Genomic DNA, 16,282 nt, shown 5'->3' with positions numbered 1-16,282 from the left:
CACGCTTCAGGCCACGGCCGCCGGCCTTGGCACTGGCCGGCCGGCGCCGCCACCGTCCGCCTGTGCCAGCATCCAGCCGTACAGGTTGCGCGGGTCGGGCGGCATCGCCACCAGTTCAACCGCGGTGCCGGCGCGATGCGCCTGCGCCGCGGCGTAGAGCCAGCGCAGCGCGGCATAGTCTTCCAGCGCAAACCCCACCGAATCGAATACGGTCACCTCGTCCGCCGCGGTGCGGCCAGGCGCATGGCCCGACAGCACCTGCCACAGCTCGGTCACGGGCGCGTCGGCGGGTAGTTGCTGGATCTCGCCCTCGATGCGGGTCTGCGGTTCGTACTCCACCACGATGCGCGCGCGGCGCAGGATGTCGGCATGCAGTTCGGTCTTGCCGGGGCAGTCGCCGCCGACCGCATTCAGGTGCATGCCCGGCCGCACCAGGTCCGGCGTCAGGATGGTGGCGCGGGTCTTGTCGGCGGTGACGGTGGAGACGATGTCGGCGCCGGCCAGCGCGGCCTCGATCGAATCCGCACGCCGGATCGCCAGGCCAGGCACCGCGGCAAGATTGCGCATCAGCCGCGCGCTGGCGGCGGGATCGATGTCATAGGCGGCGATCTCGCGCACGCCCAGCATCGCGTGGAACGCCAGCACCTGGAATTCCGCCTGCGCGCCATTGCCGATCAGCGCCATGGTGGCCGCGCCCGGCCGCGCCATGGCGCGCGCCGCCAGCGCCGAGGTGGCCGCGGTGCGCAGCGCGGTCGCCAGCGTCAAGTCGGCCAGCATCAGCGGAAAGCCGGTCTCCACCTCGGCCAGCAGCCCGCACGCCATCACCGTGGGCATGCCGTGCTGCGCATTGCGCGGATGGCCGTTGACGTACTTGAACGCATACTGGCTGCCGTCGCTGACCGGCATCAGCTCGATCACGCCGCGCGCGGAATGGCTGGCCAGCCGCGCCGACTTGTCGAAATCGGCCCAGCGCGCGAACGCCTGGCGCACCTGTGCGGCCAGGTCGACGATGGCGGCCTGCGGGCCGATCGCGGCCACCAGCCGGGCAACATCGGTTGCGTCGAGAAACAATGTTCGGACGGTGTTCTTCATGACCCTCTCCCTCGCTGTTGCTGCCGTGCCTGCGCTCAGGCCGCCGCCGCGGCGACGCCGCCACCGCTGCTGCGATCCAGCCGCAGCGTCATGCAATAGGCGCCGCCGCCTGACAGCATGAACGGCGACAGGTCGACCTCATGCAGTTGGTAGCCGCGCCGTGCCAGCTCGGTGCGCAGGTGCGGCGTGGTGCGAGTCATCACCACCTGGTCGTCGAGGTTGACCGCATTGACGCTGAAATGGCGCAGGTCGTCGGCGCTGGCCTCGATGCGCAGCCGCGCCGGCACGCGCGCGCGCAGCTCGCGCAGCGCCGCCGCGCTGAATGCCGGCGGGTAGTACAGCACCTCGCCGCCCGACAGCGGGCAGAAGCACACGTCGAGGTGATAGCTCTGCTCGGTGGCCAGCTCCAGCGCCACCACGTCCTTGCCGAAATAGCCCGACACCGCCTGCGCTGCCTCATGCGACGAACGCGGTCCGAAGCCGGCCCAGAAATGGCCGCGCCCCGCGTCCCAGATGCAATCGCCGGCGCCTTCCTGGTAGCAGCCCTCCGGCAGCAGCGCGACTTCGTCGAGCAGGCCGCGCTCGCGCAGCTTGCCGAAGATGTCGGCGAACGGCGCTTCCTCGCCGCGGCGCTGCGGATAGCGGAAGCGCGCCAGCAACGCGCGCCCGTCCAGCACCACGGCGGCGTTGGCCGGGAACACCATGTCGGGCAGCCCAGGCGTGCCGGGTGCCAGCTCCACCGCGAAGGCCGCGCGGCCAAGCGCGTCGCGCAGCGCGTGGAACGACTGCATCGCATTGCGGTGCATGCCGTGCGGATCGCGCGCCCAGGCGGCCGGATCCATCCACGGATTGATGCTGTACGACACGTCGTAGAAGGTCGGCTCGACCAGCAAGATGGTGGGGGTCTGGATCACGACGGCTCCTGGTTGGCATGGCGGGTTCGACGGCATCTCGTCAGGGAAATCCATCCGTCGATTCAATTCTGGTGCAAGCACGCGTTAGCCAAAAGCCAGCAAACTGCCCGGTTTGCGCCTACCATTGTGCAAAACGGCAGGCTCTACTGTCGTTTTGCCAATCCCCCCCTTTGCCCCTATGGATGCCACCGACCAGCAGTTGATTGCCCTCCTGCGCGACAACGCGCGCACGCCGGTGACGGCACTGGCGCAAGCGCTGCGCGTGTCGCGCGCGACCGTGCAGAACCGCATCGACAAGCTGGAACAGGAAGGGCTGATCGTCGGCTACACCGTGCGCCTGCGGCCCGAGGCCGAGGCGCACCGCATCCGCGCCTGGATGACGGTCGCCGTCGACGGCAACAAGACCCGCACCGTGCTGCAGGCGCTGCGCGGCGAGCCCAACGTGCAGGCGCTGCACACCACCAACGGCCGCTGGGACATCATCGCCGAGCTGCGCGCCGACACGCTCGAGGCCTTCGACCGCGCGCTCGACCGGATCCGGCTGATCGACGGCATCAGCGCCACCGAAACCAGCATCCTGCTTTCGACCTACAAATAGGGGCGCATCGCCCTGCCGTGCCCTTGTGCGGTGCGGCATGCCCCATCACCGGGATGCGCTGCACCAAGGACGACCCGATATATCACCCCGTGATATATTACGCGCACCATTCCAAAGCGCCCCCCGTCCCAAGAATGCCAACCGCCCCCGTCTCCGCCCTGGCGCATAACGCCCGTGCCTGGCTGCGCACATTCGTTCCCTTGCCCGTCGCCGCCAGCCGCAAGGAGCGCCTCAAGAGTTGCTTCGGCGCCCTGCTGGGCCTGCTGTGCACCGAATGGATCAGCAACCAGACCCTGGGCGGCTTCAACCCCTGGTTCGTCGCGCCGATGGGCGCCTCGGCGGTGCTGCTGTTCGCGGTGCCGGCGTCACCGCTGGCGCAGCCGTGGTCGATCATCGGCGGCAACTTGATCGCCGGTGTGGTCGGGGTGGCCTGCGCACGCTGGATCCCCGATCCCGGCCTTGCCGCCGCCGTCGCGGTAGCCGTCGCCATCGCCCTGATGTTCCAGTTCCATTGCGTGCATCCGCCCAGCGGTGCGGTGGCCATCACCGCGGTCTTCGGCGGGCCGGCGGTCAGTGCGCTGGGCTTCGGCTTCGTGGCGGTGCCGGTGCTGTTCAACTCGATGCTGCTGCTGATGATGGCGCTCGCCTTCAACAACCTGTCGCGCCGGCGCTACCCGCATCGACCGCCCGAGCCCGCGGTGCAGCATGGCACCCGGGACGTCCCACCCACCCAGCGCGTCGGCGTAACCCGCGCGGACCTGGATGCGGCACTGAAGATGCGCGGCGAATTCCTGGATATCGAGGAAGACGACCTCGAACAGATCCTGGTCGCGGCGCAGCTGCGCGCCTATCGCCGTCATTTCGGCAACGTGCTGTGCGGCGAAATCATGTCGCGGGACGTGATCACGGTGACACCCGACCAGCCCGCGCATGAAGCCGGGCACTTGCTGTCGCGGCACCGCATCAAGGCGCTGCCGGTGGTGGATGCGACGCGCAAGGTGATTGGCATCGTCACGCAGAGCGATTTTTTTGCGGCGCAGCGCGATACCGGCGCGCGACGTCTGGCCGGCACCGTGCGCAACCTGATGACGCATGCCGTGGTCACGGCGCGGCCCGAGCAGCCGATGGTGGAACTGGCGCAGGCGTTCTCCGATGGCGGGCTGCATCATGCGCCGGTAATCGATGACCAGCGGCGGGTGGTGGGGATGGTGACGCAGTCGGATTTGGTGGCGGCGTTGCTGAAGAGTGGGGTGATGGCGGTGCCGGATTAACGGGCTGGCGGTCTACTGCTTGTCCGACGTTGGCGTTATTCTGGCTGGGCGCTGTGGATGACATGCTATCAGCGCTTGAACCGCCTGGTTCCGCCCTGCTGGGCGGGTCACTTTTTGGCCGAGCGCCAAAAAGTAACCAAAAAGCGCGTCGCCTGTGCGGCTGGCAATCAATTTCACGGCGTTGGTCGTTCGAGCGGTGGTGCTTTCCGTTTGGGCGTGGTTGCCCGTCCGACCCTGCTACGCTATGTGAGTCAGGGACGGTGCCTACGATTACCCACTATTGAACGATCCCAACAGGGTGTAGGCAGCCTGCTGCGGGCGATATCGCGGGGACGCCTTCGGCTGCTGCGCAGGCTCAATATGCGCTGATGGTCTTTGGGTCTTTGAGCCTTTGCGCGATCGCGGTCGAAGGCTCGTGCGATTGGCGAGCCGGCTCACCCCCGGCAGCGCCAAGCGAGCGCAGCGAGGCGTCCCGTGCCAGTGCCCAAGCTCTGCGATAGGGCCGGCGCAGCAGCCGAAGGCGTTCCTACGGTAAGGCTCGCAGCAGGGACCACTCCGCGCTCTGGGCTCGTTCAACCATCATTCCAGCGCCCCACCCACCGTCGCGCACCACCGCGGCAGGCAGTCCAGCTATGTGAGGAAGCACAGCCCCGTACGAAAACCGTGCGCACACTACGATAAGACATGCCGCCCGCAGGGCAGTAAACGCGTTTTTTGGTTACTTTTTGGCGCTCGGCCAAAAAGTGACCCGCCCAGGGGGGCGGAACCAGGCGGTTCAAGCGCCGACAGCATGTCACCATCAGCGCCGCCCCCCTTTCCCAGCCCCCCACCCTCCATAAGCTATATTTACGCCGTCCCCGTCACACCCAACCCCCCAGGGGACAAACGGAGACCCCAACCATGAGTTCCGGCCAGTTAATCGAGAAAATCGCCGCCGTCTTCGCGCTGATCGTGCTGATCGGCGGCTCGCTGCTGGTCCTGGCGCCGTTTACCACGGCCCTGCTGTGGGGCGCGATCCTGGCGTTCAGCTCCTGGCATCCCTACACCGTGCTGTCGCGCTGGCTCGGCAACCGGCGCGGCCTGGCCGCGCTGATCTGCGTGCTGCTGGCCACGGTGATCGTGCTGGGCCCGTTCGTCTATGCCGGCGCCAGCTTCTCCGCGCACCTGGATGACCTCGCCGCGCTGGTCGACCGCTATATGGAGCAGGGGCTGCCGCAACTGCCGCTGTGGCTGAGCAGCCTGCCCTATGTCGGCTCTTATCTGCAAAGCTCGTGGGACAGCCTGATCAATGCCGATTCCGAGATGGTCGCCAACCTGCGCAAGCTGATCGCGCCGGTCGGCCACGTGCTGCTGGGCGCGGGGCTGTCGATCGGGGCCGGGCTGGGGCAGCTGGCGCTGTCGATCATCCTGGCGTTCTTCTTCTACACCGGCGGCGAGTTCGCCATTGCCTGGCTGCGCGCCGGCATGCGCCGCATCGCCGGCGAGCGCGCCGACCACCTGCTGGAGCTGGCGGGCAGCACCGTCAAGGGCGTGGTCTACGGTGTGCTCGGCACCGCCTTCATCCAGGCCGTGCTGGCCGGCATCGGCCTGTGGATCGCGGGCGTGCCGGGCGCTGCCATCCTCGGCTTCGTGACCTTCTTCCTGTCGGTGGTGCCGGTCGGGCCGCCGCTGGTGTGGCTGCCGGCCGCGCTGTGGCTGTACCACACCGGCGCCACCGGCTGGGCCATCTTCCTGGTGGTGTGGGGCGTGGGCGTGGTCAGCATGGCCGACAACATCGTCAAGCCGCTGCTGATCAGCAAGGGCACCGGCATGCCGCTGATCTGGATCATGCTGGGCGTGCTCGGAGGCGCGCTGGCGTTCGGCTTCCTGGGCGTGTTCATCGGCCCGACGCTGCTGGCGGTGGCCTATGCCCTGCTGCGCGACTGGACCATCGGCTCGCAGGGTGAGCTGCAGCGCGACCTGCGGCAGGGCGCGGCGCTGGCATCCGCGCCGGCACCGGCCGCAGCGTCGGCACCAACGACGGCCCCGGCCGTGGTCGACAACCCCGATGTGCCGCCGGCAGCCACCGGCAAGCGATCCGGCTGATGGCGGCACACGACGTACCCCCAGCCCCGCCGGACGCCGCACTCCCCGACACCTCGCCGGCCGCACTGCACCGGCTGGTGGCCTGCGAATACTGCGACGCCGTCTACGAGCGCACCCCGATCGCAGCGGGCGAGCGCGCGCTGTGCCTGCGCTGCGGCGGCCAGCTCTACCGCGAGAGCCGGCGCCACTACCATCGCCTGCTGCCGCTGGTGATCACCGCGCTGATCCTGTTCCTGATCTCCAACGCCTACCCCATCGTCGAGATGGACCTGAAAGGGGTGCGCACCCAGACCACGCTGCTGGGCGCAGTCCAAGCGCTGTATGCGGACCAGATGGCGCTGGTGGCGGCGCTGGTGTTCGCCACCACCATCCTGTTCCCGCTGTCCGAATTGCTGATGATGATCTACCTGCTGGTGCCGATGGCGCAGCACCGCATGCCGCCCGGCTTCGACCGCATCGTGCGCGGCATCCGCCAGACCCGTCCCTGGGGCATGATCGAGGTCTTCATGATCGGCGTGCTGGTGACGCTGGTGAAGCTGTCGACCATGGCGCGCGTGCTGCCGGGCATTGCGCTGTGGTCGTTCGCCGCGCTGGTGATCGTGCTGGCGGCGATGCTGTCGTTCGATCCGCGGGACCTGTGGCGCCACCTGGAAACACCCGACGACAAGGCCGCGTCGGCCGACGGGGAGACTCGATGACGCAAGCGCAGCGACCGCCGCCGCCCGCCGGCCGCCTGGCCCGTCCGCGCCAGCTCGCACGCGAGGTGGTGGCGGAACTGACCGACGACGACGAGAACACCCCGCTGCCGCAGGTGCCCACCGCCAGCCGGCTTGGGCTGGTGTCGTGCCACGCGTGCGACCTGGTCAGCCCGCGCACGCTGGAAGGCGCGGCCTGCCCGCGCTGCGGCGCCACCCTGCACCATCGCAAGCCCGACAGCGTGGCGCGCACCTGGGCCTTCCTGCTGGCTGCGTACATCCTCTACATTCCTGCCAACATGCTGCCGGTGATGGTGACGCAGTCCATCCTCGGCACGCAGCAGGACACCATCCTGTCGGGCGTGATCTACCTGTGGCTGTCCGGCTCGCACATGCTGGCCGTGCTGGTGCTGATCGCCAGCATCGTGGTGCCGCTGCTGAAGATGGCGATCCTGACCTTCCTGCTGCTGTCGGTGCATTTCCGCTCGAGCTGGCGGATCCGGCAGCAGACCCGGCTGTACGGCCTGGTGGAGGTAATCGGCCGCTGGTCGATGCTCGATATTTTCGTGGTGGCGCTGCTGGCCTCGCTGGTGCGGGCCGGGGCGCTGGCCACCATCATCCCCGGCGGCGGCGCGCTCGCCTTCGGCGCGGTCGTGGTGCTGACCATGCTGGCCTCGCTGAGCTTCGATCCGCGCCTGCTGTGGGATTCGCTGGAACCTGACAATGCCCGACACTGACAACCAAGCCCCCGTGCCGGCCGGCGCCATGCCGCCGTCCCCGCCACCTCCGCCTTCATCCGGCCTGCCGCGGCCCGAACGCCGGCGCCGCGCGCGCTGGCTGCCCTCGCTGGTGTGGCTGATCCCGATCGTCGCCGCGGTGGTCGGGATCTCGCTGCTGATGCACACGCTGGCGTCGCGCGGGCCCGAGATCACCGTGACCTTCCGCACCGCCGAAGGCCTCATCCCCGGCAAGACCGCGGTGCGCTACAAGGACGTCGATATCGGCCTGGTCAAGTCGGTGCGCCTGGCGCGCGACCGCTCGCACGTGGTGGCGACGATCGACCTGACCAAGGACGCCGAAAACTTTGCGGTGGCCGACACCCGCTTCTGGGTGGTGCGCCCGCGCTTCGCCGCCAGCGGCGTGTCGGGGCTGGAGACGCTGCTGTCCGGCGCCTATATCGGCGTCGACGCGGGCAAGTCGAAGGACTCCGCGCGCGACTTCAAGGGCCTGGAAGTGCCGCCGGTGGTGACCACCGACGCCTCGGGCAAGCAGTTCGTGCTGCGCGCGTCCGAGCTGGGCTCGCTCGATATCGGCTCGCCGGTCTACTACCGGCGCGTGCTGGTCGGCCAGGTGGTGGCCTACCAGCTCGACCCCAACGGGCGCGACATCACCCTGCGCGTGTTCGTCAACAAGCCCTATGACAAGCTGGTCACCGCCGACACGCGCTTCTGGCATGCCAGTGGGGTCGACCTGAAGCTCGATGCCGGCGGGCTCAAGCTGTCGACGCAATCGCTGGTGACGGTGCTGCTCGGCGGCGTCGCGTTCCAGGCGCCGGACCACACCACCGCCACCGACGCGGCCGCCGAGAACACCCAGTTCCTGCTGGCCGGCGACCAGGCCGAGGCGATGAAGGAGCCGGAAGAACTGGCGCCGACGCTGGCGGTGCTCAATTTCGACCAGTCGGTGCGCGGGCTGTCGCCAGGCGCGCCGGTGGACTTCCGCGGCGTGGTGGTGGGCCAGGTGCGCTCGATCGGCATCGAGTTCCAGCGCGAGAAGCGCGCCTTCCGCATGCCGGTGGTGGTCGAGCTGTACCCGTCGCGCATGGGCTTCCGCGAACGCGACATCCAGGACCGCGAACGCGCGCGCAAGATCATCGAGGGCCTGCTGCAGCGGGGCATGCGCGCGCAACTTCGCACCGGCAACCTGCTCACCGGCCAGCTGTACGTGGCGCTCGACTTCTTCCCCAAGGCGGCGCCGGTCAAGGTCGACCTGGACGCGCCGATTCCGGAATTCGCCACCACGCCGGGCACCTTCGACCAGCTGCAGGCGCAGGTGGGCGACATCGTCAACCGCATCGACAAGGTGCCGTTCGACCAGATCGGCCAGGACCTGCGCACCACGGTGACGAGCCTGAACAAGACCCTGGCCACCGCCGACAAGCTGGTGCAGCAGCTCAATGGCGATGTCGCGCCGCAGGTGCTGGCCGCGCTGCAGGACGCGCGCAAGACCCTGACCGCAGCCAACGGCACGCTGGCGTCGGACGCGCCGCTGCAGCAGGACACGCGCCGCATGCTGCAGGAACTGACGCGCACCGCCACGTCGCTGCGCACGCTGACCGACTACCTTGAACGCCATCCTGAAGCGCTGCTGCGCGGCAAGCCGGAGAAAGAATGATGAAGCGCCTTCCGCTCACGCTGGCCTGCGCCAGCTTCGCCGCGGCGGTACTGGCAGGCTGCGCCTCGCCCGAGCCGCGCTACTACACGCTGTCGCAAGGCCCGGGCGCCGTGGCGGCGCCAGCGCCCGCAGCGGCACCGTCGACGGACACGCTGTGGCTGGAAGTGGCGCCGGTGCGCGTGCCGGAACGCCTCAACCGGCCGCAACTGGTCGTGCGCGATGGCCGCAGCGGCAACGACAGCAGTAGCGGCAACGATGCCGGCGTGCGCCTGCTGGACCTGTCGCGCTGGTCCTCGCCGCTGCCGGACGAGCTGCGCGATGCGCTGTCGCAGCGCCTGCAGGCCACGCTGGGCGCGGTCGATACCTACCAGCAGGGGCTGTCCGACGTGCAGCCGCTGTACCGCATCACCACCGAAGTGCTGCGCCTGGACGCCGACGTGGGCCAACGGGCCGGCGCCACCATCAACTGGACCGTGCGCCGGCTGCCCGATGGCAAGGTGGTCAGTGGCAGGACCCAGGCCGAACTGCCGGCGCCGGGCGCGGTCGACGGCGTGGTGGCGGCGTATCGCGAGATCGTCGCGAGTACCGCGAACGATATCGCGGCCGGGGTTCAGGCGCTGCGGCGCTAGCCGCCGCTGCGGACGGCCGCGTCGAGGTCGTGCCGGGCCGTGGCCATGGCCGCCAGGCATTCGGCCGCGCCGCCCTGCACCAGCCGGACCGAACAGGCCAGCATCAGGTTCTTGCCCAGCCCGAAGTCCTCGACGGTAAAGCCGCGCGCATCCAGCGGGGTGCCGTCGGCATCGGTGGCCACCGTGACGCGCTCGCGCAGCGTGCCGGCATCGGCGCTGTAGGCCCACACGGGCTTGCCCAGCGCCACCGCAAAGCCGACTTCGAACGCCGTGCCGGAATCCGCCTCGCCGGGGCCGCGGAAGTCATCCAGGTTGGCCATCACCATGTCCGCGCGCCGCAGCAGCGCGATATTGGCGTCATAGATCCAGCGTGCGGTGTCGGGGCCGGACAGGCCTTCGGGCGCGGACTGGTCGAGCGGATACAGGCCGGTGAAGCCATGCGCCGCGCACAGCGCCTTGAGGTGCTCGCCCCAGGCGCGCGCATCCTTGCGAAACACGTCGAAGCCGGCGAGGTAGATGGTGGTCATGGCACGTGGCAGCAGCGTGGCGCGGCGCCAGGCCGCAAGGATTGCAGCATAACCCGCCGCCCGAACATCGCACAGCTTGCGCGCTCACGTCCGGTCGGGCGCCGGCGCGGCGCCGGCCCTTGCGCTAACATTGCCGGTCACGCCTCGACCTCCTCCGCCCCATGCCCGCTCCCCAGATCCTCCAGGTCGGCCCGCTCGCGCCGCAGACCAATGCCACCCTGCAGCAACAGTACGGCGCCGCGGCGCTGTGGCAGCAGGCCGATGCGCTGGCCTGGGCGCGCAGCGAGGGGCAGCGGGTGCGCGTGGTGGTGACCTCGGCGCGCCACGGCTGCAGTGCCGCGCTGATCGATGCGCTGCCGCGCCTGGAAGCCATCGTCAGCTTCGGCGTCGGCTATGACGCGATCGCGCTGGAGGCCGCCCGCGCGCGCGGCATCCAGGTCAGCAATACGCCCGACGTGCTCAACGACTGCGTCGCCGACCTCGCCTTCGGGCTGCTGCTCGACGCGGCGCGCGGCATCGCCCATGGCGACCGCTTCGTGCGCGCCGGGCGCTGGCCGCAGGGGGGCTTCCCGCTGACCACGCGCGTCTCCGGCAAGAAGCTGGGCATCCTCGGCCTGGGCCGCATCGGCGAGATCGTCGCGCGGCGCGCGCAGGGCTTCGACATGGAGATCGCCTACCACAACCGCCGCCCGCGCGCAGGCGCGCCGTGGCGCTTCGAAGCGGACCTGAAGGCGCTGGCAACGTGGGCCGACTTCCTGGTGGTGGCCACCGTCGGCGGGCCCTCGACCGCGGGGCTGGTGTCGCGCGAGATCCTCGATGCGCTGGGTTCGCGCGGCATCCTGGTCAACGTGTCGCGCGGCAGCGTGGTCGACGAGGCGGCGCTGGTCGCGGCTCTCGCCGAAGGCCGGCTCGGCGGCGCGGGGCTCGATGTGTTCCAGGACGAGCCCAACGTGCCGCCGGCGCTGCTCGCCATGGACCATGTCGTGCTGGCGCCGCACATGGCCAGCGGCACGCACGAGACGCGCGCCGCCATGACCGCGCTGACCCTGCAGAACCTCGACGCGTTCCTGGCCGGCGGCAAGGTGCTGACGCCGGTGCCCTAGGGCGTCAACCGGCAGGCACCGCGTGCCTATACTTGAGGCACCGGCTCCAGCCTAGCCTGCGGGCCGGCGTCAGGAGGCATCATGGCACGCAAGTTTATCGATTGCCGCGAGTATCCGAGCGACACCCACTGCACGGTCGCGCTGAGCGCCGACAGCGAGGACGAACTGCTCGAAGCCGCGGTCCAGCATGCGGTGGCGGTGCACAAGCATCAGGACACGCCTGAGCTGCGCAGCCAGCTGAAATCCATGTTCAAGGAAGGCACGCCGCCGGCCTGAAGCCGGCAGGGCTGGCGCCGCGCAGGCGCCAGCCGTCCCCCACGCCGGGGCTCATTCGCAGCCCCTGATACAGCACTTATGCCGGTTGGAATACTCCTGACGCCCGTCATGGCGCATCATTGACGCCGCGCTATATACAGACGTATATTGCGCCTGACAGTCCACCCGCTCCGGCCTTGCCGCGCCTGCCCTTGCATGCCGGCGGCCGCTTCCCGAGGATTCCGTTTCCGATGCCTGCCTTCCATTCCCGCCGCCGCGGGTTGCTGCTGGCCGCCGCCGCGATGCTGGCGCTGGCCGCCCCGCCCGCCTTCGCCGCCGACCTGGTGGTGTCCGCCGCAGCCAGCCTGACCAACGCCTTCAAAGCGCTGGCCGAGTCCTACGAGCGCGCCCACCCCGGCACGCACGTGGTGCTGAACTTCGGCGCCTCGGACGTGTTGATGCAGCAGATCGTCAAGGGTGCGCCGGCCGATGTGTTCGCCTCGGCCGACCAGGAGGCGATGAACAAGGCCGAGGCCGAGAAGGTGATCGCGCCGGCCTCGCGCCGCAACTTCGCAGCAAACCAGGTGGTGCTGATCGTGCCGGCCGACAGCAAGCTGGCGATCGCCTCGCTGCAGGACCTGACGCGCCCCGAAGTCCGGCGCATCGCCTACGGCAACCCGGCCTCGGTGCCGGTGGGCCGCTACACCCGCGGTGCGCTGGAAGCGGCCGGGCTGTGGGACGCGGTCGCCGCCAAGGGGGTGCCGGCGCAGAACGTGCGCCAGAGCCTGGACTACGTCGCGCGCGGCGAGGTCGAGGCCGGCTTCGTCTTTGCCACCGACGCCACTGTGATGCCCGACAAGGTCAAGGTCGCGGTGCGCGTGCCCAGCCGCACGCCGGTGACCTACCCGATCGCCGTCACCAGCCAGGCGCGCCAGCCGCAGCAAGCGGCGCAGTTTGTCGACTATGTCGCCTCGCCGGATGGCCAGGCGATCCTGTCGCGCTTCGGCTTCCACAAGCCCTGAGGCCGCGCCGCGCACGCCATGGATGCCGTCTGGGTACCGCTGCTGCTGTCACTGAAGGTGGCGGGCTGGGCCACCGCGCTGAACGCCGTGCTCGGCGTCGGCGCGGCGTGGGCGCTGGCGCGCTGGCGCTCGCCGCTGCGCGACGTGGTCGACGCGGTGCTGACGCTGCCGCTGGTGCTGCCGCCGACGGTGCTGGGCTACTACCTGCTGGTGCTGGTGGGACGCCGCGGCGTGTTCGGCGAGTGGCTGGCGCGACTGGGCATCGAACTGGTCTTTACCTGGCAGGGCGCGGTGCTGGCCTCGACCATCGTCGCCTTCCCGCTGGTGCTGAAGTCCGCGCGCGCCGCCTTCGAAGGCGTCGACCACCAGCTGGAAAACGCCGCGCGCGTGCTGGGCGTGCCCGAGGCCGGCATCTTCTTCCGCGTCACGCTGCCGCTGGCGGCGCGCGGCATCATCGCCGGCGTGCTGCTGGCCTTTGCGCGCGCGCTGGGCGAATTCGGCGCCACGCTGATGATCGCGGGCAACCTGCCCGGCCGCACGCAGACGCTGTCGGTGGCCATCTATGAGGCGGTCCAGGCCGGCGACGACAATACCGCCAACCTGCTGGTGCTGGTGACCTCCGTCACCTGCGTGCTGCTGCTGGTGATTGCCGGACGCCTGGTGCCGGCGGCCGCGCGCAATCCCGCTGAACTCTACGAACGCCGGCGCTTGCGTCCGCGCGTGCGCTAACACCAGGACCACGCATATCGCCATGAGCATGCACGTCAGCATCCGCAAGCAGATGGTCTCGGCCGACCGCCACTTCGGGCTCGATATCGAATTCGATTCGGCCAGCCGGCGCATTGCGTTGTTCGGCCCTTCGGGCGCGGGCAAGAGCCTGACGCTGCGCGCCATCGCCGGCCTGCTGACCCCGGACAGCGGCCGCATCGTGCTGAACGGCCGCACCCTGTTCGACGCCGACGCCGGCATCGACGTGCGTCCGCAGGAGCGCCGGGTGGCCTACCTGTTCCAGGAATATGCGCTGTTCCCGCACCTGACCGTAAGCCAGAACATCGGCTTCGGCCTGGCGCGCGGCTGGCGCAATCCGCGCCGCGGCGCGGTGCATCCGCAGGCGCAGCGCTGGATCGATGCCTTCGGCCTGGCCGATATCGCCGGCAACTATCCGGCGGAGATCTCCGGCGGCCAGAAGCAGCGCGTAGCGCTGGCGCGCGCGCTGGTGGCGCAGCCCGACATCGTGCTGCTGGATGAACCGTTCTCGGCGCTGGACCCCGCGCTGCGCGCGCGCATGCGGGCAGAGCTGCGCACGCTGCAGGCCAGCCTCGACGTGCCGATGCTGGTGATCTCGCACGACCCCGCCGATGTCGAGGCGCTGGGCGACCACGTGCTCGAAATCCGCGAAGGCCGCATCTTCGGCAGCGGCACCAGCCGCCACCACCCGCCGGTCTACGCGCCGGTGTCGGCGCGCGTGGCCTGAGCCGCGCGCAGCAGGTCGACGTACGCGCCTTCGACCAGGGCGGACGCGGGAACGCCCAGGCGGGCCAGCAGGGCGTGGGCCTCGGCCACGCCGTCCGCCACGCTCTCCGCATCGGCCAGCACCACTTCAAGTTCCAGGAAATCGCCGAGTGCCTCGACCCGGTCCAGGTGCACGCGCGTGCGTCCGGCCAGGTACAGCGTGCGCAGCTTGCGCACCCGCCCGCCTTCGCCGTGCGCGGCGGCCAGCGCGGCGCGCAGCGTGCCGGGCGACGGCGTCGGCGACAGGATGTAGAAGCTCTCCTTCGGCCCGGCCTCGTCGGCGCGCGCGTAGAAGATCAGTTCGCCGCGGTCCGGCGCGAACTCGCGCAGCTTGAGCCGCCCGTTGGCGCAGCGGAAGAAGGTATCGTCCTGGCGGATGTATTCGGGCCCGTGGTCGGCCAGGGCGGCGGCGCGCGGCAACAGCGCCTCGACGCTGTCGATGCGGGCCTTGATCTCGATGTTCCTTGGCATCCGTGTTCCTTCAGGTCAACCGGTCAGCAAGCGCGCCGCAATCACCCCACCACGCCGAGGATCACGCTCGAGGCCTTGAATATCGCCACCGCCGCCACGCCCGCCTGCAGCCCCAGCGCCTCGACGCTGCCGTTGGTGACGATCGCGGCCACCGTGCCGCCGCCGTCGAGTTCGATCACCACCTCGGCGTTCACCGCACCGGGCATCACGCGCGCGACCACGCCCGCCAGCTGGTTGCGCGCCGACAGCCGCAGGCCCGGTTCGGGCAGCCCCACCAGCACCGACGATGCCTTGATCAGCGCAAACGCCTCGACGCCCTCGGCAAGCTCCAGCGTCTCGACGCTCTCGTGCGTGATGGTCGCGACGATGCGCTGCCCGCCGGCAAGCTCAAGCTCGACCTCGTCGTTGACTGCGCCGCCCTTGACGCTGGCGACGCGCCCGAACAGCTTGTTGCGCGCACTGGTCTTGATCATCATTCGCCTCATCAGGTGGATATCGTCGGCCACGCCTTCGCCCAGCCGCGACAGCTGCGCGACAAAGCGCCGGTGCTCGTCCTCGAGCGCGCGATAGGTGCGGATCAGCTGTTCGCCGCGCGCGGTCAGGCGCGTGCCGCCACCGCCCTTGCCGCCCGCGGCGCGCACCACCAACGGCTCGCCGGCGCTGTTGTTCATCGCATCGATGGCGTCCCACGCGGCCTTGTAGCTGATGCCGACGGCGCGCGCGGCGGCCGTGATCGAGCCGTGCTCGCCAATGGCGGCGAGCAGCGCGATGCGGTCCTTGCCGCCCCAGTCCTGCGAGCCGGAGCGGAACCAGATGGCTCCCTGGAGTTCAAGCATTGGGGGTCGGGCGCCGCTGGCCGGCACCGCATTGAAGTCCGAAACGCGGTTATGGTAATCCCATTTGGCGCCGGCTCTCGCGCAAAGAAGAACGCCCGCTACGCCATGATGTGCACGCCGCCGTCCACGTACACGGTATTGCCGGAAATGCGGCGCGCGTACGGCGTGGCCAGGTAGGCGGTGGCGAAGCCCACGTCCATGATGTCGACCCCTTCGCCCAGCGGCGCTCGCCCGGCGGCGTCGGCCAGCAGCAGGTCGAAGTCCTTCAGCCCCGACGCCGCGCGCGTCTTCAGCGGTCCCGGCGAGATCGCATGGACGCGGATGCCGCGCGGCCCCAGTTCATGCGCGAGGTAGCGGCAACTGGCCTCCAGCGCGGCCTTGACCGGGCCCATCAGGTTGTAGTTGGGCACCACGCGGCGGGCGCCTTCATAGCTCATCGCGAACAGCGTGCCGCCTTGCGTCATCAGCGGCACGGCCAGGCGCGCCATGCGCACGAACGAGTGGCACGAGATATCCATGGCGCGCGCAAAGCCTTCGGCCGACGAGTTGAGCAAGCCGCCCTGCAGGTCTGCCTGCGGCGCGAAGGCGATCGAATGGACCACCGCGTCGAGCCGGCCCCACACGCTGTCGATGCGCGCGAACAGCGCCGCCATCTGCGCCGGGTCTTCGACGTCCAGCGGCATCAGGATCGGCGCCTGCACGGACTCGGCCAGCGGCGCGACATGCGGGTAGGCCTTGTCGTTCAGGTAGGTCATGGCCACCTCGGCGCCCAGCTCGCGAAAGGCGCGGGCGCAGCCCCAGGCGATCGAATCGGCATTGGCCACGCCGGCCACCAGTACGCGGGCGCCGACAAGCGGCGGATGAGGGACGTTGACCAT

General features: G+C 69.8%; 18 protein-coding genes. 12 read left to right on the top strand and 6 right to left on the bottom strand.

From position 1 onward, the window contains the following. Positions 1 to 6: 6 nt before the first annotated feature. Together ACEI37_RS14135 and ACEI37_RS14130 are read right to left on the bottom strand one after the other, a co-directional pair. Positions 7 to 1,092: an ornithine cyclodeaminase gene (locus ACEI37_RS14135; protein ID WP_373379414.1), complete on the bottom strand. Its 1,086-nt coding sequence runs from the start codon at positions 1,090 to 1,092 to the stop codon at positions 7 to 9. A 35-nt stretch (positions 1,093 to 1,127) separates the two neighbouring features. Continuing rightward, positions 1,128 to 2,006, bottom strand: a complete 879-nt coding sequence (locus ACEI37_RS14130; protein WP_373379413.1) for a dimethylarginine dimethylaminohydrolase family protein — start codon at positions 2,004 to 2,006, stop codon at positions 1,128 to 1,130. A 178-nt stretch (positions 2,007 to 2,184) separates the two neighbouring features. On the opposite strand from ACEI37_RS14130, the gene ACEI37_RS14125 reads away from it, so the two are divergent. The 7 genes from ACEI37_RS14125 to ACEI37_RS14095 all read left to right on the top strand — a co-directional run bounded on the left by ACEI37_RS14125 (position 2,185) and on the right by ACEI37_RS14095 (position 9,678). Then, complete coding sequence (locus ACEI37_RS14125) at positions 2,185 to 2,604, top strand: Lrp/AsnC family transcriptional regulator (protein WP_183283943.1); 420 nt, start codon at positions 2,185 to 2,187, stop codon at positions 2,602 to 2,604. Positions 2,605 to 2,738: 134 nt separating this feature from the next. Continuing rightward, a complete protein-coding gene (locus tag ACEI37_RS14120; protein WP_373379412.1) occupies positions 2,739 to 3,875 on the top strand; it encodes an HPP family protein in 1,137 nt (378 codons plus the stop codon). A gap of 900 nt (positions 3,876 to 4,775) precedes the next feature. Further along, the gene (locus ACEI37_RS14115; protein WP_373379411.1) at positions 4,776 to 5,960 is read left to right on the top strand and encodes an AI-2E family transporter; all 1,185 of its coding nucleotides are present in this window, start codon (positions 4,776 to 4,778) and stop codon (positions 5,958 to 5,960) included. Next, positions 5,960 to 6,658, top strand: a complete 699-nt coding sequence (locus ACEI37_RS14110; protein ID WP_373379410.1) for a paraquat-inducible protein A — start codon at positions 5,960 to 5,962, stop codon at positions 6,656 to 6,658. Before ACEI37_RS14115 ends, ACEI37_RS14110 begins: the two co-directional genes overlap by 1 nt. After that, positions 6,655 to 7,392: a paraquat-inducible protein A gene (locus ACEI37_RS14105; protein ID WP_373379409.1), complete on the top strand. Its 738-nt coding sequence runs from the start codon at positions 6,655 to 6,657 to the stop codon at positions 7,390 to 7,392. The genes ACEI37_RS14110 and ACEI37_RS14105 overlap by 4 nt, the downstream gene beginning before the upstream one ends. Then, positions 7,379 to 9,049 carry an intermembrane transport protein PqiB gene (locus tag ACEI37_RS14100; protein WP_373379408.1) on the top strand — a complete coding sequence of 557 codons (1,671 nt, stop codon included), beginning with the start codon at positions 7,379 to 7,381 and terminating at the stop codon, positions 9,047 to 9,049. The genes ACEI37_RS14105 and ACEI37_RS14100 overlap by 14 nt, the downstream gene beginning before the upstream one ends. Further along, positions 9,046 to 9,678 carry a membrane integrity-associated transporter subunit PqiC gene (locus ACEI37_RS14095; RefSeq protein WP_373379407.1) on the top strand — a complete coding sequence of 211 codons (633 nt, stop codon included), beginning with the start codon at positions 9,046 to 9,048 and terminating at the stop codon, positions 9,676 to 9,678. Before ACEI37_RS14100 ends, ACEI37_RS14095 begins: the two co-directional genes overlap by 4 nt. Here ACEI37_RS14095 and ACEI37_RS14090 read toward each other — a convergent pair. Continuing rightward, entirely contained in the window at positions 9,675 to 10,205 is a 531-nt protein-coding gene (locus ACEI37_RS14090; protein WP_373379406.1) for a nucleoside 2-deoxyribosyltransferase, read from the bottom strand. The two genes, ACEI37_RS14095 and ACEI37_RS14090, sit on opposite strands and share 4 nt — an antisense overlap. Before the next feature lie 161 nt (positions 10,206 to 10,366). Between ACEI37_RS14090 and ACEI37_RS14085 the strand changes: the two genes are divergently transcribed. The 5 genes from ACEI37_RS14085 to ACEI37_RS14065 all read left to right on the top strand — a co-directional run bounded on the left by ACEI37_RS14085 (position 10,367) and on the right by ACEI37_RS14065 (position 14,059). Further along, positions 10,367 to 11,308: a 2-hydroxyacid dehydrogenase gene (locus tag ACEI37_RS14085; protein WP_373379405.1), complete on the top strand. Its 942-nt coding sequence runs from the start codon at positions 10,367 to 10,369 to the stop codon at positions 11,306 to 11,308. A gap of 81 nt (positions 11,309 to 11,389) precedes the next feature. Then, entirely contained in the window at positions 11,390 to 11,584 is a 195-nt protein-coding gene (locus tag ACEI37_RS14080; RefSeq protein ID WP_111518674.1) for a DUF1059 domain-containing protein, read from the top strand. A 230-nt stretch (positions 11,585 to 11,814) separates the two neighbouring features. Then, a complete protein-coding gene (modA, locus tag ACEI37_RS14075) occupies positions 11,815 to 12,585 on the top strand; it encodes a molybdate ABC transporter substrate-binding protein (protein WP_373379404.1) in 771 nt (256 codons plus the stop codon). Positions 12,586 to 12,603: 18 nt separating this feature from the next. Beyond that, a complete protein-coding gene (modB, locus tag ACEI37_RS14070; protein ID WP_062797125.1) occupies positions 12,604 to 13,314 on the top strand; it encodes a molybdate ABC transporter permease subunit in 711 nt (236 codons plus the stop codon). A 22-nt stretch (positions 13,315 to 13,336) separates the two neighbouring features. Continuing rightward, positions 13,337 to 14,059: a sulfate/molybdate ABC transporter ATP-binding protein gene (locus ACEI37_RS14065; RefSeq protein ID WP_373379403.1), complete on the top strand. Its 723-nt coding sequence runs from the start codon at positions 13,337 to 13,339 to the stop codon at positions 14,057 to 14,059. Here the strand turns inward: ACEI37_RS14065 and ACEI37_RS14060 are convergent. From ACEI37_RS14060 to fabI, 3 genes are all read right to left on the bottom strand, one after another. Then, positions 14,029 to 14,568, bottom strand: coding sequence for a class IV adenylate cyclase (locus ACEI37_RS14060; protein ID WP_373379402.1), 540 nt, complete (start codon positions 14,566 to 14,568; stop codon positions 14,029 to 14,031). The genes ACEI37_RS14065 and ACEI37_RS14060 overlap by 31 nt on opposite strands. A gap of 41 nt (positions 14,569 to 14,609) precedes the next feature. Continuing rightward, positions 14,610 to 15,404: a TOBE domain-containing protein gene (locus ACEI37_RS14055; protein WP_373379401.1), complete on the bottom strand. Its 795-nt coding sequence runs from the start codon at positions 15,402 to 15,404 to the stop codon at positions 14,610 to 14,612. Positions 15,405 to 15,502: 98 nt separating this feature from the next. Beyond that, positions 15,503 to 16,282, bottom strand: coding sequence for an enoyl-ACP reductase FabI (fabI, locus tag ACEI37_RS14050; RefSeq protein WP_373379400.1), 780 nt, complete (start codon positions 16,280 to 16,282; stop codon positions 15,503 to 15,505).

Source organism: Cupriavidus nantongensis (assembly GCF_041726985.1).
Classification (GTDB): domain Bacteria; phylum Pseudomonadota; class Gammaproteobacteria; order Burkholderiales; family Burkholderiaceae; genus Cupriavidus; species Cupriavidus nantongensis_A.
Note: the sequence above shows the minus strand (reverse complement) of the source record. Positions and strands in the feature narration are given on the sequence as shown.

Excerpts from the sequence above, each read along its gene's own strand:
- modA (WP_373379404.1), top strand. The coding sequence starts at position 11,815 with ATGCCTGCCTTCCATTCCCGCCGCCGCGGGTTGCTGCTGGCCGCCGCC.
- ACEI37_RS14125 (WP_183283943.1), top strand. The coding sequence starts at position 2,185 with ATGGATGCCACCGACCAGCAGTTGATTGCCCTCCTGCGCGACAACGCG.
- ACEI37_RS14090 (WP_373379406.1), bottom strand. The coding sequence starts at position 10,205 with ATGACCACCATCTACCTCGCCGGCTTCGACGTGTTTCGCAAGGATGCG.
- modB (WP_062797125.1), top strand. The coding sequence starts at position 12,604 with ATGGATGCCGTCTGGGTACCGCTGCTGCTGTCACTGAAGGTGGCGGGC.
- ACEI37_RS14085 (WP_373379405.1), top strand. The coding sequence starts at position 10,367 with ATGCCCGCTCCCCAGATCCTCCAGGTCGGCCCGCTCGCGCCGCAGACC.
- ACEI37_RS14055 (WP_373379401.1), bottom strand. The coding sequence starts at position 15,404 with ATGCTTGAACTCCAGGGAGCCATCTGGTTCCGCTCCGGCTCGCAGGAC.
- ACEI37_RS14065 (WP_373379403.1), top strand. The coding sequence starts at position 13,337 with ATGAGCATGCACGTCAGCATCCGCAAGCAGATGGTCTCGGCCGACCGC.
- ACEI37_RS14100 (WP_373379408.1), top strand. The coding sequence starts at position 7,379 with ATGCCCGACACTGACAACCAAGCCCCCGTGCCGGCCGGCGCCATGCCG.
- fabI (WP_373379400.1), bottom strand. The coding sequence starts at position 16,282 with ATGGTCAACGTCCCTCATCCGCCGCTTGTCGGCGCCCGCGTACTGGTG.
- ACEI37_RS14105 (WP_373379409.1), top strand. The coding sequence starts at position 6,655 with ATGACGCAAGCGCAGCGACCGCCGCCGCCCGCCGGCCGCCTGGCCCGT.
- ACEI37_RS14080 (WP_111518674.1), top strand. The coding sequence starts at position 11,390 with ATGGCACGCAAGTTTATCGATTGCCGCGAGTATCCGAGCGACACCCAC.
- ACEI37_RS14115 (WP_373379411.1), top strand. The coding sequence starts at position 4,776 with ATGAGTTCCGGCCAGTTAATCGAGAAAATCGCCGCCGTCTTCGCGCTG.
- ACEI37_RS14110 (WP_373379410.1), top strand. The coding sequence starts at position 5,960 with ATGGCGGCACACGACGTACCCCCAGCCCCGCCGGACGCCGCACTCCCC.
- ACEI37_RS14060 (WP_373379402.1), bottom strand. The coding sequence starts at position 14,568 with ATGCCAAGGAACATCGAGATCAAGGCCCGCATCGACAGCGTCGAGGCG.
- ACEI37_RS14095 (WP_373379407.1), top strand. The coding sequence starts at position 9,046 with ATGATGAAGCGCCTTCCGCTCACGCTGGCCTGCGCCAGCTTCGCCGCG.
- ACEI37_RS14120 (WP_373379412.1), top strand. The coding sequence starts at position 2,739 with ATGCCAACCGCCCCCGTCTCCGCCCTGGCGCATAACGCCCGTGCCTGG.
- ACEI37_RS14135 (WP_373379414.1), bottom strand. The coding sequence starts at position 1,092 with ATGAAGAACACCGTCCGAACATTGTTTCTCGACGCAACCGATGTTGCC.